This window comes from Sphaerochaeta sp., from assembly GCF_050256055.1.
In the GTDB taxonomy this organism is placed as follows: domain Bacteria; phylum Spirochaetota; class Spirochaetia; order Sphaerochaetales; family Sphaerochaetaceae; genus Sphaerochaeta.
Genome location: NZ_JBFWIJ010000005.1, coordinates 53,827 through 67,906 on the forward strand (window position 1 = coordinate 53,827; position 14,080 = coordinate 67,906).

Here is a 14,080-nt window from a genome sequence, read left to right on the forward strand (position 1 = left end):
TCGAAATCCTTGCTCTTGGTCAAGTCTCAGGCTTTGCATTCCTTCATTGCATTCTTACACCGATACATCGCTGCATCGGCACGGTTGACCACCGCAAGGAATTTCTCTTTCTTCTTCGGTATATAAAGATCCCATCCAACCGCCACCTCGTACGATACTTTTCCCGAAGAGGAGAAATAGGTCAGAATCGATTGGCTGATCTGTGCCAGCTGGTCGTCCCTGATCGAGGGGATGAGGGCGATGAATTCATCTCCCCCATAGCGGAAGATCTTGCTTGATGCTGGCAGGATGTTCACCAGCCGCTTGGCGAAATCACTCAGCAGCAGGTCGCCGGCCTTGTGCCCCTGGGTATCGTTGATTCTCTTCAGGTCGTTGATGTCCATCATCAGGATTCCCAGGACTTCCGGTTTGCTCGCCGAGACGATGTTCTCCACCTCACGGTCGAAGGAGGCACGGTTGCCTACCGCGGTGAGGGCGTCGGTATACGCCAGGGAAAGCAACATCTGTTCCTTGCATAGGATCCTGGTTTTTTCCCGCACCATTGTCACGCTATGCCAGAAGAGAATGACGGCGGCCAATGCCATGCCGAAATGGAGGATGACCGCACTGTCCAGCTTGATGTTCAAGGCCAGCAGCACCTCCTCGGCGACGATGGAGAATACCATGCAACTCAAGGAGAGCAGAAAGGAAGAGAGCGCACGGTTCCCTTTGTAGTATTCGTAGCTGAGGTAGGCGAACAGTGCAAGCAGGAATACCACGAGTGCAAATCCGCTGTAGAGCAGCAGGTCGGTGTACTGGGCGATGCCCAGGACCTGCAGGATGCCTCCGATGATATACCCAAGGATGAATATCAGGCTGATTCGCTGGAAATGTTGGAAACGGTTCTGTACCGGGTAACTGTGCAGGACGTAGTTCACCAGAAAAGACGGCAGCAGATACAGGGCGGCGAAACTCATATTCATCGGCAAGGCAGGATTGCGGATCAAAAGGAACTTGCTCGGGGTTTGGCTGAAAACCCAACCTCCCAGTGCGAGCAATACCAAGGCGAAATAGAAGAAGCTCTTACGCTCCTCGATGGTCTGGACTGCAAAGGAAAAACACAGAATCAACGTTCCAAGCAACAGCAGTGCGAATCCGAAAAACAGGGATGGCCATGCCGAGAACTCAGCGAGCAGCAAAGAAGCCTTGCTTCCTGCTTGTACTGTGCGGATATGTCCGGCAAAGGCATTGTCGGAGGTGAAGGTGAAGACAAGCTCAAGTACCTTTCCTGCATCCCTGGCATCAAGACGGATGAAATGGGGTGTGGAGCCGCCGAATACCGGACGTGCCCATCCCTTGTTCGGTCCTTTGTAGGAGTACACATTGGTACCGCCGACATTCACCATCAGCGATGACATGCTGGTTTTGACGAGGAGGGTGGTTGCACTGGAGGGGAGTTTGTCAGGAAGCGTGAAACGGGCGGTGATGGTTTTTCCCGCCGTTTTACCGGTTACGGTATACGGAAGGCTTACATTTTTCGCAACTACCTCCGCATCATCGAGGATGGTCCAAGGGGCTTCCCACGTGACGATTGGTTCATTTGCCAGCGGTTCAATGGAAAGAAAGGAGTCAAAGTAGAACCCGAGAGCCAAAACAATGACTGCAAGGAACAGAAGTATCCGTTGAATCTGATGCTCGACTATGGAGAAAGCCATGCTGCAAAACTCCTCGATTCTGTGTTTGGGTCAGGAAAGTACCTTTCTGATTTCCGGATGTCCTTTCTCATTGATCTTTCGTGCAAGAAATTTATCTTGTTCCAGTTTGGCCAGCAGGTTTCCCAGACTGCGGTAGCTGCTGCGCTCAATCATCCGGCTTTTATCCATCTGGTGGAATTTGACCCCGACATAGCTGACCAGTTGCCAGGAATCGGGGTCGAAGGATTCGATGACCTTCTTCGCCAGATCCTCAACCATCCGATCGATCTTCTTGATATGGGAAGGATCCTGTTTCTCTTCCTTCTTCGACTTGGGCACGCTGCTGTCCTTTGGTTCCTCGATCTTCGGTTTCGGCATGAAGGATTCAAGGATCAGGATTTCATCACAACTGTTGTTGAAAATCGCCTTGTCGCTGACCATCTCCTTGGTGACCAGATAGACTTCCTTCCCGTATTTGCGAAGGGCCTCCATGATGACGGTGAAATCACTGTCGCTGGTAATGAAGACATACCGGTCGATGACCGGAGTATTGATGATGATGGTCTCCAAGGCTTCCAGACTGATGATGAGGTCGGCCCTGTTCTTGTAGTTTGTGGTGATGGATGGAGTGTCCCGGATGACAAAATTGTATTCAGCCAATTGCTTTTCCATCTTCTTGATGGCTTTGGAATTCCCGCAAGCCATCTTGATGACGAAAATATTCTCCTCTTCCGGGCTCTCGTTGTGCTTGAGCGTCAATTCCTCGAACAGGATTTTCAAGTCCAGACCGGATGGAATGTTTTCCAAATCGATGTACAGAGCATTGTTTTTTCGTCTCATGCAGCATCCCCTTGTAGGAACTATACTACAAGTGGTCGTTCTTCGAAAGTAAGAAGTAGGACAGATGTGATAATTAAAACGGGTCTTGTGTAGAAAATTCCATGCGTTCGTTCGTACGAGGATGAAGAAAGCTGATCGTCTTGGCATGGAGATGCAGTCGATCGGAGGCTCCGTTTCCGTAGAGCCGATCCCCGATGATCGGTTTGCCCAGCCCTTTGGGGTGTGCGCTGTGGAGTCTGAGCTGGTGGGTTCTTCCGGTAAGCGGGATGAACAGCATCCTGGTGGCGAGCCTACCGTCGGCGCGTCGTTCCACCCGGATCCGATGGAACAAGGTAGTCCCCCATTTCCCATGCACTTCATCGTAGATTTGGTGGGGCCGGTTGTTTGGATCGAGGCGGAAGGGAAGCTCGATGCGTCCTTGTTCCTCGGTAACCACTCCATCCAGTAGGGCCACATAGGTTTTCTGCACCATATGCTCACGAAACTGGTGCTGTACATGACGGTATGCCTCTTTATTCAGAGCGATGACCAACAACCCAGAGGTGTCCATATCCAGACGATGGACCGCGCATTGACGGGGAGCATCAGGGAAAAGCAACCGTACCCTTGTCTCCACTGAATCCTGATGTTCCGCCCCGTTTCCGGGTACCGAGAGCAATGATGCGGGTTTGTTCACCACCATCAGATCCTCATCGCGATGGATGATATCGAGATGAAGCATCCCTTTGAGGATCGGTTTGCATTTTTCGTCGCATGGACCGTAGAACTGCAGGTGCTTGCGCGTCTGAGTTTCCCGTCCGAAATAGAATTCAGCCATGCTCATCGGCGTCAGCCGATGGCTCAGGGCAAATCCCAGCAACTTGATCGCACAGCAATCTCCGCTGCCGGTGGGGATTTTCCCTTCGGAAAAGAGCGCACCAAGTCCGATTGGTTCTCCTCCAAGGGTGGGGATGCGGTAGAGGTTGTAATATGCTTGCAAGGCGGTCTGCGACATGATGCTGCGTTGTTGGGCCAGCTGGGCTGTGTGTTCTTTGCTCAGCGCTTCAGTCATGCGCTTGATTTCAGGGTCATGGTGTTCCAGGTATGCTTGGTAGGCCTCTTCTTCCACCAGATGGTCGGCCCATCCCTGCAAGTTCCGCTCGCCTTGGCAGGCACCGGAGAAGGCTTTGAGCAGGACTTCGTTCCCCATCTCGTCCCTTGCCACCAACACCCCGAACATCGTTCCCCCTTGCTCCTCAGTGAAGAATGCTTGGGTGCTTACCTTTCTTTCACCGTCAAAGTCAACCACGTTCTCCCGCTCAAGGATGCGGGCAAGGTGCAGTGCATACAAACGGGCTGGATATTCAGGCAAGGGGGGGTGCATGGGCTTCTTCTCTCTTCGGTTTTTTGTATAGTACGCAACCTGGCGTCATGGTGCAAGCATTCCCCTAGGCAAATGGGGTATGCTGTGGCATCATGGGGCTATGAACGCGACGATTGAATTGGATCTCTTTTCGGTAGTGCTGATGATCTTCGCGATTGCCCTTGCCCAGCGGAATGTACAGACCAATCCGCGCAATCGCTGGTATTTGTTGTCAGCGCTTTCCTTGCTGATCCTCATGGGGACGGAGTTGTTTGCCTACACCGTCGACGATGTCGGTGTGTCCTGGCAGATTGCTTACCATCGACTGACCAATGTACTGGGTTTTTCCCTTTCTCCCTTGGTCTGCTTGTTTTTGCTCTACTTCATCGGCTATGCACACTTCAAACGTTTCAATCTGTTGCTGTTGCTTCCCATTGCATGCAATACGTTGCTCAGTACGCTCAGTTATTGGAATGGATGGATGTTCTTCGTCGATGCCGAGAACATCTACCAAAGAGGTCCTTTGTTTCTGGTTACCAGCACGATCACACTGTTTTATTACGGATTGTGCATCGTGCATTTGATCAACACCCTCAAACGCTATGAGGCTTCCGACCGACCATTGCTGATTTGCATTCTGATTACCCCCATCGTCGGGTTTGTCCTGCAGGTCCTGTTTCCTTGGGTATTGACCCTTTGGCCGAGCATTGCGCTTTCCCTGTTGTTGTTTTATCTCTTTTTCCTTGAACAGCGGTATTCGATCGATACGCTCACCGGACTGCGAAACCGTTCCATTTTCATGCGGGATTTATTGGATTTGCAGCATGGTTCCGACCAAGCGGCAACGGTGGTGGTCTTGGATCTGAATTATCTGAAGCAAGCCAATGATACCTATGGACATAAGGCAGGGGATGAATTGCTGGTGCTGGCAAGCAGCCTGATCGAACGAAGTTTTGGCGGCTTGGGTAAAGTCTATCGGGTCGGTGGCGATGAATTTGCGGTCATCTGCCCGAAGGATCAGGGAGAAGCGGCCCAGACGGCGCTTTGTGCACTTGCAGAACACCAGAATCTGGCGAACAAGAGCAGGCGGAGTCCGCTTTCCTTGGCTGCAGGATGGGCATGGTGTGAGTCCTGTATTGATAATTTGTTCAATACCTATGTTGCTGCAGACAACGCTATGTATCGCAACAAAGAATTGATGAAGAAGCAGGTTGAACATGGATGAGTGTGTACAATATGCCTATTTGGGCGTCTCTCAGTTCCAGAAACGATTGAAAGCCCATCCGGTCGGATACATCCCGCTGGGAACTTTGGAGTGGCATGGGATCCACAACGCACTGGGCAGCGATGCCTTGCAGGCCGAGGGTATTTTCGTTGAGGCTGCACGAACCTACGGAGGCATTGTGTTTCCGCCTCTCTTTTTAGGCCCCGACCGCATCGAGGATGCTCAGGACGGCAAGGTGTTCATCGGCATGGACAGTGCAGAAACGACCAAACCACATCAGCAGCTTCCGGGAAGCTGCTATTGGGTATCCAAGGGGCTGTTCCTGCAGATGCTTGAGGCATTGGTGGCCCAAGCCAAGCGGGCCGGATTCATGTGCCTGCTCGCCGACGGCCATGGACCCTCACGGAAAGCCTGGGCGGAGATGGCCGGACAATGGGAGAAACAATACGACATCATCCTGCTTTCCTCCCTTAATGATTTCGACCCGACTTCCTATGTGACGCAAGCCGACCATGCCGGGAAATGCGAAACTTCCACCATGATGGCGCTGCATCCGGATTTGGTCGATCTGGCAATCCTGGGGTCATCTGAGGCTCCTTGGCCGTTGGGTGTGCGTGGAGAGGATCCTCGTCTCTCCACCGCCGAGTACGGCCGGCATCTGGTCGATACGACCGTGGATGCGATCGGCCGGAAGTTGTTGGAACTGGGATTGTAAGATGAGGAGCATCCTGGTATGAACAAACCGCCGTTGCTCATCAGTGCCTGTCTTGCCGGCATTCGCTGTCGTTACAATGGCAGCAGCGTTCCCTTCCCGTTGCTTGAGGCATTGGAGCAAGCGTATTCCTTGGTTGCGGTATGCCCAGAGCAATTGGGGGGCCTGATCACTCCACGCTCTGCCAGTGAACGCGTCAATGGGCGTATCCTGACCAAGGAAGGGGAAGATGTGACGCATTTTTTTGAAGCAGGTGCGCAAGAAGCCCTGTGCATCGCCCTCAACCATCACTGTACGACGGCACTGCTGATGGAACGGAGTCCTTCCTGTGGGGTGGGGTTCATCTATGATGGTACGTTCAGTTCCACCTTGACTGAAGGGAACGGGGTGTTTGCTGCCTTGTTGATCAGTCACTCTTTCACTCTGTATACCCCTACAAGTGCGGGATTGCTACTCTAGTTTCCATGAAGCTGCACGAACCAGTGCCTTGGTGATCGCTTTCCAGTCACTTCCATCAGCGAACATCCAGCTTCCGGTCATCGCCAGGACATGCGGGTTGGAAAGATAGTACTCCATCATGGATTCCTCGATATGGCCCGCAACGATGAACGAAAGTCCTCCCTCTTCTCCCATCTTGTTGATGAAGGCAAGTCCTCCGAGCTCGGTCACCGGATAGCAGCCCAACACCTTCAAATGATGGAGTTCTGCCATGGCAATCTGCGTGGTTACCGGGAAGATGGGGATGTCCTGTTGTTGTGCGAGAGCGATCATTCGTTCATCGAAGAGCGGGGAGAACAGGAATCGCGCTCCGTTGTCCAAGGCATGCAGTGCCTGATCATACGTCTGCACGTTGCCCGATCCCACCAACAGAGTCGGATCCTTTGCCAGGGTTCGTACCAGTTCTGCGCCATCAGGGTGCTGCTGTGAGACATTCACCACGGGAAGGCCGGCGGTATGCAACGCTTCACTGAGCTTGCCGGCTTGTTCCTTGGCAAACACCTTTGCCATGGGAATGCACCTGTATTGTGCCAATTTGCGTGTTGTCTGATCCATGAGAGCCTCCTCATGGATTCAGTCTACTTGGTTTGCCCCATCCAGTCGACCAAAAAATAGTAGAAGATGAATATGATGGCACTGATGGTCCAGGTTACCGGATACGCCCAGAACACCACGCGTATGTCCATGATCAAGGCAAGCCCCACCTTGATGAAGATGATTCGAAAGACACACCAGACGGCAAGCATGACGCCCATCGGTACGATCGATTTCCCGGCTCCCCTGAAAAGGCCGGTCATGGCATGGCTGAGAGCGAGCGACCAGAGAAAGAGACTGGAAATCTGGGATTTCTGCACACCGAAGGCGATGACCTGACTGTCGCGGCTGAACAAGGCAACCAACGGCGCCGAACCGAAATACAGCAATACTCCGATGGATTCGGCCAACAGTACCCCGAAGAGGATGCCGAATCGTGCTCCTTTGCGGACCCGGTCATATTCCTTCGCACCGAGGTTCTGCCCGGTGAAGGTGGTCAAGGCAAGGGCGAAGGCGGTGATCGGGATGAATGCAAAGCCCTGGATGCGCATGAATGCACCATTTCCGGCCATTGCCGATGCTCCGAAGAGGTTTATGGAGGATTGGAGGATGACATTCGCCAAGGAAGTGACTGAATTCTGGATACCGCTGGGGATGCCGAGTTTCAATGCCTTGGAGAGGTACCCTTTGGAGAACCTGATCAAACGCAGTTGTACGCGGATGATGTCTTTGGTGGTGAACAGCAGCCTGAAACACAGAAAGGCACTGACTGTCTGGGAAATGACGGTGGCGTAAGCCGTTCCCGCAATGCCCATTTTGAAGTGGATGACAAAGACCAGGTCGAGCAGGATGTTCAGCACGGCTGCCACGGCAAGGAAATACAGCGGATGTCTGCTGTCCCCGACGGAAGTCAGGATACCGCTTGCCGTATTGTACAGGATCAAGGAGCTGATACCGAGAAAGTATATTTTGATATAGGTATCTGCGTCAGCGAAGACGCTCTGGGGTGTCTGCATCCACGTCAGGATAATAGGAGAAAGTACATACCCCAATATGGTTAAAAGAATGCTCCCTACCAATCCGAGGGCGACCGAGGTGTGTACGGCTTTCTGCACCGCCCTCCGGTCCTGCCTGCCGAATGATGTGGAAATGACGACCCCTGCTCCAATGAAGATGCCTTGGAACAACCCCACCAACAGCATGGTCAACGATGCGATGGAGGAGATGGCCGCAAGCGCTTCCTTGCCGACGAAGTTCCCTACGACCAGCGAGTCGGTGGTTTGATAGAGTTGCTGCAAAAGATTGCTGAAAAATATGGGAATGGCAAAGGAGATCATATTCGATTGAATCGACCCGATTGTCATGAGTTTCGTATGCGATGCCATGATTTTTCCTACTCTAGTCCATGCGTCCCAAACTTGCAAGCATTGGCATGCAGCCAGGGTGGCGTTCCTCCAAACCCGAAGGGAGGCGCTCTGACCAAGGGTATCTTGAAACGAGACATATTCTTTGAAATGTACAAGTTAACTAGTTACTAATTTTGATAGTTGGTTTGATAAAATGTTTTGTCAATTGTAATAAAAAAGATTATGCAAAAATATGCAATTTTTAGTGCATAATGATGTAATATTTGTTAAAATAATTTTAATTACAGTACCTTTTATTACATCTTGAAAAGGACTGCAGCATCATTACTTTCAGGGGGGGCGGATGGTAAAAGAACGCATTCAGGAAACGTTGGCTCATATGTCACCTTCCTTTGTGGAAATCGGTCGATATCTGCTGGAAAACTACGAATCCATCGGATTTACCTCCGTCCATGAACTAAGCCGTATCATCGGCGTAAGCAATGCCAGTCTGGTGCGCTATACACAGGCGCTCGGTTTCAAGGGGTACAAGCAATTCAGGGAGACCGTCCAGGAAGAAGTGAGGTCGAAACTCAAACCAGATCCTGCGGTCGCCTTGAATGAATTGGATGTGCTTCCAGTGCGCAAACAGTTGCAGAAACTTGCGGATAATGAAATCAGCAATCTGACCAAAACACTGCGGGACCTCAGCGCCCAGTCCCTTCTGCATATGGCCGAGGCGGTATTTTCCTGTAATGCCATTTTCATCAGCGGGTTCGGAGTCAGCAAGAACATCATGCAATTGCTTGAGTACGCCTTGCTTTGTATGCAGATGAAAAATGTGCAAACCATCACCGGATCGGTCAGTGACTACAACCCCAGGCTGAAGAGTCTGAAGGCAGGGGATTGCCTGTTTGTCATGACGATGCCTCCCTACTCACCTGAAGCCATCCAAGTGGCGACCTATGCAAAGGAGCAAGGGGCCCAGGTCTTTCTCTTCACCGATTCAGGGGCATGCCCCATCTATCCCAACGCCGATGCGGTGGTGTGTTGCGAAAACAATTCACTGTTATTGACCAATTCCTATGTCGGCATGGTCGCAGTCATCCAGGTTTTCATCAATATGCTGCTGCTCAGCAGCAAGGAAAACCTCCTGCCCCATATGAAGACGGTGGTTGATAAGGAACGCCAAGGATATTCATTCATCCGTAGCCATAAGGAAGTATTGCAATGAAAGTATTCATCTCTACAGACATGGAAGGTATCGAGGGCATTTCTTCATGGAATGAAATGACCACCAAGGAAGGGTGGTGCGCTTCCCAGCTCAAACAGGAACTTTCCTATGTGATCGATGCGTTGACCGAACAAGCGGATGTCGAGGAAATCTGCATCTGTGATTCCCACAGCAGAGGGGAGAACCTTGTCTACGGTTCCTTCGGGCATCCGGAAGTAACGCATATCAAGGGCTATCCACGTCATTCCTACATGATGGAAGGCCTTGATGCAAGTTTTGATGCTGTGTTTCTGCTTGGCTACCATGCAAGCATCGGCAGTCTGAGGGGAGGGATGGATCATTCCTATTCCTCATCCTGCATCTACGAGATCAGGTTGAACGGGCAGGCTGTCGGAGAGGTGGAAATCAATGCCTACTATGCAGGCCTCTTCAACGTTCCCGTTTGTCTGGTAAGTGGCGATGATGTCCTGCAGTCCCAATTGGAGTCATTTCTTCCGGTGCCCTACGTGCGTACCAAGGAAGGACTTGCCCGCTACGCTGCCAAGATGTACAGCCCCGAGAAGGTGAAGCAGAGCTTCGCTGAACAAGTGCAAGCTTTTTTGGACCGTCGGGGAACATTCGAAGCCAAGAAGCTTGAAGGGCCGATCACTTTGGAAGTGGATGTTACCACCACCGTCATCGCCGATGCAGTGGCCATCGTACCCGGACTGGAACGGATTGCAGGACGGACGGTTCGCTATTGTTCTGAATCCTATGACGATGTGTTCCATATGATTCTGACCATCGCCATGTTCGGCGGCCGATTTGCACAATACACGTAAGCATTTGGAGCAGGTATGGGAAAATATATTCTGAGACGGTTGGTCATGATGATTCCCGTGTTGATCGGGGTGACCTTCATCGTGTTTTTCATCATGTCCCTTACTCCCGGCGACCCGGCGGCGATCATTCTGGGAGATCAGGCAAGTGCGGAAGCACTCGAACTGAAGCGCATCGAGCTTGGGTTGGACAAGCCGTTGTTGATTCGTTATGCAACCTATATGGGGAATCTGGTACGAGGCGACTTGGGTACGAGTTATCGGAACCAGATTTCCGTGGCAGCCCAGGTATGGGATAAGTTTCCCAATACGGCTTTGCTTGCCGTTTCGGGTATTCTGGTTGCGCTGCTCATAGGAATCCCTGTGGGTATCCTCTCGGCAAAGAAGCAATACACCTTTATGGACAATTCCTCGATGGTGCTTTCGTTGGTGGGCGTCTCGATGCCGAATTTCTGGCTTGGATTGCTGCTGTCCTTGCTGTTCGCCCTGAAGCTCGGTTGGCTTCCTTCCCAAGGTATGGGCAGGGGATTCATCCCCTTGCTGCGGTCCTTGGTGTTGCCTGCAATCACCCTGGGAACCGGAGTGGCTGCCACCGTGGTACGTATGACACGCTCCTCCATGTTGGAGGTAATCCGACAGGACTACATCTCCACAGCACGTGCGAAAGGGATAACCGAGCGGCAAATCACCAAGAAGCACATGCTGAAGAATGCCTTGATCCCGATTGTCACCGCAGTCGGCTTGCAATTCGGTCAATTGCTCGGTGGTGCCATGCTCACCGAAACCATTTTTTCCTGGCCCGGACTGGGACGCCTGATGGTCGACTCGATCACCAGCAAGGATATTCCCATGGTATTGGGTGCGGTCATTTTTATGGCGGTGATGTTCTCTTTCGTCAATCTGCTGGTTGATATCCTGTATGCGTTTTTGGATCCGAGGATACAAAGCCAATACGGCAAGGCTACCAAACGACGCAAGGAGGTTGCTGCATGAGGACGGAGAATGCAAAAAAGCAACGCACCCTTGCGAAGGAAACATGGCGACGATTCAAAAAGAATCGACTGGCTTTGGCCGGCATGGTAGTGCTTCTTTCTTTGGTGCTGATTGCACTTGCCACCATTGTCATCGATGTGGTTACAGCGCAAAGCTTCTATGACAATTATGTGATCAAGCAGAACCTTCGGCTCCGCCTGCAGGGACCGAGCAAAGCCCATATATTCGGATTGGATGAGTTTGGAAGGGATATTTTCCTCAGGATGATTTGGGCGGTACGCTATTCGCTGTTCATGGGGACCATCGCCATTGCACTCTCCACGATCGTCGGAGGATTGTTGGGAGCGGTCGGTGGGTATTACGGGAAAGTAACGGACAACACCATCATGCGATTCATGGATGTGTTGCTCGCCATTCCTTCCATGCTGCTGGCCACCGCAATTGTTGCGGCATTGGGGACCAGCTTGACCAATGTTCTGATCGCCATTGCGATCAGCTACGTGCCGACGTTCGCTCGTACCGTCCGAGCCTCGGTATTGATCATCAAGGACCAGGAGTTCATCGAGGCTGCCCGTGCGATGGGATCTGGTGATGCACGCATCATCTTCAAGTACATCCTTCCCAATTCCATGGCTCCTTTGATTGTCCAGGCAACGTTGGGTGTGGCTGGGGCAATTCTTTCCATCGCCGGTCTCTCCTTCTTGGGACTGGGTATACAACCTCCCACTCCTGAATGGGGATCGATGCTTTCCTCGGCCCGCGCGTACATCCGTGAAGGATGGCATATCACCGTCATTCCCGGTCTGGGCATCATGATTACGATCCTCGCCCTCAATGTGATGGGTGATGGACTGCGCGACGCCTTGGACCCGCGGCTGAAGAATTAGGAGCAGGTATGAAGCATTCGGATGAATTATTGGACATAGAGCACCTTACCATACAGTATGAAACCGATGACGGGGTCGTACATGCGCTCAACGACATCTCGCTATCGATGTACAAGGGTGAGACGCTTGGCTTGGTGGGAGAGACCGGAGCAGGGAAGACTACTTTGGCAAAAGGTATTCTTCGCTTGATCCCTTCTCCGCCGGGAGTGGTCAAGAACGGCAGTGTATGGTTTGAAGAAAAGAATCTGTTGGGTCTATCGGAAGAACAGATGCGGGACGTCCGGGGAAACAGCATTTCCATGATTTTCCAGGATCCCATGACCAGTCTCAACCCGGTCATGACGGTCGGTGAGCAGATTATGGAAGTAGTGGCTGCCCACAACAAGGGTTTGGGGAAACAGGAAATTCACGACCAAGCATCTACCATGTTGGAGATGGTCGGTATTCCTTCTGATCGGAGTCATGAATATCCTCATCAATTTTCCGGCGGGATGAAACAGCGGGTCATCATCGCCATCGCCTTAGCCTGCAACCCCGTACTTCTGATCGCAGACGAACCGACCACGGCCTTGGATGTGACCATCCAAGCCCAAGTGTTGGATATGATCACCGAATTGAAGAATCGGCTGAATACGGCCATGCTGCTCATTACCCACGACCTGGGGGTGGTTGCACAGAATTGTGACCGGGTGGCCATCATTTATGCAGGGCAGATTGTTGAGATCGGTACGTTGCAGGACATCTTCAAACATCCGGTGCATCCCTATACGAAAGGATTGTTGGGGTCGATTCCTTCCTTGGCGAAGGAAGTCAAGCGTTTGAGTCCCATCAAGGGCTTGATGCCAGACCCTACCGATCTTCCTCCGGGCTGCAGCTTTGCTCCCCGTTGCCAAGCTGTCTGTGAGGCGTGCAAAACAAGTGTTCCTCCCGCGACCATACTCAGTGAATCCCATCAAGTCCGTTGCATTTTGGCACAACAGGAGGTACACCATGGCTGAGCCTCTTTTACGCATTGAGCATCTGAAGAAATATTTTTCCACCAACAAAGGTACGCTCCATGCGGTTGATGATGTGAGTTTTACCCTGCAAAAAGGAGAAACGCTCGGGGTGGTGGGAGAGTCCGGGTGCGGAAAATCCACGTTGGGGCGTACGATCCTGCGTCTGCATGAACCCACCGAGGGAAAGGTGTTCTTCGAAGGCAAGGACGTGACCAGCATGGGAAAAGGGGAACTGAAGGCGCTCAGACGCGACATGCAGATCATCTTCCAGGATCCATTTGCATCCCTTAATCCCCGTATGACCGTATATGAGACGATTGCCGAAAGTCTGTTGATACAAAAAATCTATACACGCAGGCAACAACAGGAATTGAACAAGCGGGTCACCGATTTGATGGATTTCGTCGGATTGTCGTCCCGTCTGGTCAACAGTTATCCGCATGAATTGGATGGCGGGCGAAGACAGCGCATCGGAATCGCCAGGGTGTTGGCCCTTGATCCGAAGTTCATCGTATGTGATGAACCGGTGTCCGCTTTGGATGTTTCCATCCAAGCACAGATCCTCAATCTCATGCAGGATCTGCAGGATGAGTTTTCGCTGACCTACCTGTTCATCACCCATGACTTGTCGGTCGTCAAGCATTTGTCCAACGATATCGCCGTCATGTATTTGGGGCAGATGGTCGAGAAAGCTCCGTCTTCGGTGCTGTTCTCTAGACCGATGCATCCCTATACGCAGGCGTTGCTCTCGGCCATCCCGGTTCCTGATCCCGATTATCAAGTCAAACGGGTGTTGCTCAAAGGAGAATTGACCAGTCCGATCGATCCGGAGATCGGCTGTCGGTTCGCCAAGCGCTGTCCGTTTGCAACGGATGCCTGCACTCGGTCCGACATTCCCTTGCGGGAAGTTGAGAAAGGCCATCTTGTTGCCTGTACCTTGGTGTAAATCACAGCATGTACTACTCAGGCTGTGAAAAATA

Annotated in this window: 14 protein-coding genes; 9 read left to right on the plus strand and 5 right to left on the minus strand. The window is 51.9% G+C overall.

Annotation, left to right across the window (positions count from 1 at the left end; all coding sequences use genetic code 11):
* Positions 1-26: 26 nt before the first annotated feature.
* The 3 genes from AB7C91_RS03180 to AB7C91_RS03190 all read right to left on the minus strand — a co-directional run bounded on the left by AB7C91_RS03180 (position 27) and on the right by AB7C91_RS03190 (position 3,876).
* Positions 27-1,694, minus strand: coding sequence for a GGDEF domain-containing protein (locus AB7C91_RS03180; protein WP_332447711.1), 1,668 nt, complete (start codon positions 1,692-1,694; stop codon positions 27-29).
* Between the two features lie 30 nt (positions 1,695-1,724).
* On the minus strand, positions 1,725-2,513 hold the full coding sequence (locus tag AB7C91_RS03185) for an NYN domain-containing protein (protein ID WP_332447712.1): 789 nt from the start codon (positions 2,511-2,513) through the stop codon (positions 1,725-1,727).
* A gap of 73 nt (positions 2,514-2,586) precedes the next feature.
* Positions 2,587-3,876 carry an RluA family pseudouridine synthase gene (locus tag AB7C91_RS03190; RefSeq protein ID WP_428589182.1) on the minus strand — a complete coding sequence of 430 codons (1,290 nt, stop codon included), beginning with the start codon at positions 3,874-3,876 and terminating at the stop codon, positions 2,587-2,589.
* Between the two features lie 100 nt (positions 3,877-3,976).
* Between AB7C91_RS03190 and AB7C91_RS03195 the strand changes: the two genes are divergently transcribed.
* Genes AB7C91_RS03195 through AB7C91_RS03205 form a run of 3 tightly spaced genes read left to right on the plus strand, consistent with a single transcriptional unit; the run spans position 3,977 to position 6,251 of the window.
* Entirely contained in the window at positions 3,977-5,080 is a 1,104-nt protein-coding gene (locus tag AB7C91_RS03195) for a GGDEF domain-containing protein (protein ID WP_332447714.1), read from the plus strand.
* Positions 5,073-5,795 (plus strand): creatininase family protein, encoded by a 723-nt coding sequence (locus tag AB7C91_RS03200; protein ID WP_332447715.1) that lies wholly within the window; start codon positions 5,073-5,075, stop codon positions 5,793-5,795. The genes AB7C91_RS03195 and AB7C91_RS03200 overlap by 8 nt, the downstream gene beginning before the upstream one ends.
* A gap of 18 nt (positions 5,796-5,813) precedes the next feature.
* Positions 5,814-6,251, plus strand: coding sequence for a DUF523 domain-containing protein (locus AB7C91_RS03205; protein ID WP_332447716.1), 438 nt, complete (start codon positions 5,814-5,816; stop codon positions 6,249-6,251).
* Here AB7C91_RS03205 and AB7C91_RS03210 read toward each other — a convergent pair.
* Both AB7C91_RS03210 and AB7C91_RS03215 read right to left on the minus strand, forming a co-directional pair.
* Positions 6,243-6,845 carry a hypothetical protein gene (locus AB7C91_RS03210; protein WP_332447717.1) on the minus strand — a complete coding sequence of 201 codons (603 nt, stop codon included), beginning with the start codon at positions 6,843-6,845 and terminating at the stop codon, positions 6,243-6,245. The genes AB7C91_RS03205 and AB7C91_RS03210 overlap by 9 nt on opposite strands.
* Before the next feature lie 23 nt (positions 6,846-6,868).
* Entirely contained in the window at positions 6,869-8,209 is a 1,341-nt protein-coding gene (locus AB7C91_RS03215) for an MATE family efflux transporter (protein ID WP_332447718.1), read from the minus strand.
* 325 nt (positions 8,210-8,534) lie between these two features.
* On the opposite strand from AB7C91_RS03215, the gene AB7C91_RS03220 reads away from it, so the two are divergent.
* From AB7C91_RS03220 to AB7C91_RS03245, 6 genes are read left to right on the plus strand one after another with little or no spacing between them, the layout of a single operon-like run.
* Positions 8,535-9,404: a MurR/RpiR family transcriptional regulator gene (locus AB7C91_RS03220; RefSeq protein WP_332447719.1), complete on the plus strand. Its 870-nt coding sequence runs from the start codon at positions 8,535-8,537 to the stop codon at positions 9,402-9,404.
* On the plus strand, positions 9,401-10,225 hold the full coding sequence (locus tag AB7C91_RS03225; protein WP_428589189.1) for a M55 family metallopeptidase: 825 nt from the start codon (positions 9,401-9,403) through the stop codon (positions 10,223-10,225). The genes AB7C91_RS03220 and AB7C91_RS03225 overlap by 4 nt, the downstream gene beginning before the upstream one ends.
* A 15-nt stretch (positions 10,226-10,240) precedes the next feature.
* On the plus strand, positions 10,241-11,215 hold the full coding sequence (locus AB7C91_RS03230; protein WP_332447721.1) for an ABC transporter permease: 975 nt from the start codon (positions 10,241-10,243) through the stop codon (positions 11,213-11,215).
* Positions 11,212-12,102: an ABC transporter permease gene (locus tag AB7C91_RS03235; RefSeq protein WP_332447722.1), complete on the plus strand. Its 891-nt coding sequence runs from the start codon at positions 11,212-11,214 to the stop codon at positions 12,100-12,102. Before AB7C91_RS03230 ends, AB7C91_RS03235 begins: the two co-directional genes overlap by 4 nt.
* Before the next feature lie 8 nt (positions 12,103-12,110).
* Entirely contained in the window at positions 12,111-13,100 is a 990-nt protein-coding gene (locus AB7C91_RS03240; protein WP_332447723.1) for an ABC transporter ATP-binding protein, read from the plus strand.
* Positions 13,093-14,046 carry an oligopeptide/dipeptide ABC transporter ATP-binding protein gene (locus tag AB7C91_RS03245; protein WP_332447724.1) on the plus strand — a complete coding sequence of 318 codons (954 nt, stop codon included), beginning with the start codon at positions 13,093-13,095 and terminating at the stop codon, positions 14,044-14,046. The genes AB7C91_RS03240 and AB7C91_RS03245 overlap by 8 nt, the downstream gene beginning before the upstream one ends.
* The last annotated feature ends 34 nt before the right edge of the window (positions 14,047-14,080 follow it).

Coding starts and splice junctions, on each gene's coding strand:
- AB7C91_RS03240 (WP_332447723.1), top strand. CDS start 12,111: ATGAAGCATTCGGATGAATTATTGGACATAGAGCACCTTACCATACAG.
- AB7C91_RS03185 (WP_332447712.1), bottom strand. CDS start 2,513: ATGAGACGAAAAAACAATGCTCTGTACATCGATTTGGAAAACATTCCA.
- AB7C91_RS03220 (WP_332447719.1), top strand. CDS start 8,535: ATGGTAAAAGAACGCATTCAGGAAACGTTGGCTCATATGTCACCTTCC.
- AB7C91_RS03225 (WP_428589189.1), top strand. CDS start 9,401: ATGAAAGTATTCATCTCTACAGACATGGAAGGTATCGAGGGCATTTCT.
- AB7C91_RS03190 (WP_428589182.1), bottom strand. CDS start 3,876: ATGCACCCCCCCTTGCCTGAATATCCAGCCCGTTTGTATGCACTGCAC.
- AB7C91_RS03195 (WP_332447714.1), top strand. CDS start 3,977: ATGAACGCGACGATTGAATTGGATCTCTTTTCGGTAGTGCTGATGATC.
- AB7C91_RS03200 (WP_332447715.1), top strand. CDS start 5,073: ATGGATGAGTGTGTACAATATGCCTATTTGGGCGTCTCTCAGTTCCAG.
- AB7C91_RS03230 (WP_332447721.1), top strand. CDS start 10,241: ATGGGAAAATATATTCTGAGACGGTTGGTCATGATGATTCCCGTGTTG.
- AB7C91_RS03180 (WP_332447711.1), bottom strand. CDS start 1,694: ATGGCTTTCTCCATAGTCGAGCATCAGATTCAACGGATACTTCTGTTC.
- AB7C91_RS03215 (WP_332447718.1), bottom strand. CDS start 8,209: ATGGCATCGCATACGAAACTCATGACAATCGGGTCGATTCAATCGAAT.
- AB7C91_RS03205 (WP_332447716.1), top strand. CDS start 5,814: ATGAACAAACCGCCGTTGCTCATCAGTGCCTGTCTTGCCGGCATTCGC.
- AB7C91_RS03235 (WP_332447722.1), top strand. CDS start 11,212: ATGAGGACGGAGAATGCAAAAAAGCAACGCACCCTTGCGAAGGAAACA.
- AB7C91_RS03210 (WP_332447717.1), bottom strand. CDS start 6,845: ATGGATCAGACAACACGCAAATTGGCACAATACAGGTGCATTCCCATG.
- AB7C91_RS03245 (WP_332447724.1), top strand. CDS start 13,093: ATGGCTGAGCCTCTTTTACGCATTGAGCATCTGAAGAAATATTTTTCC.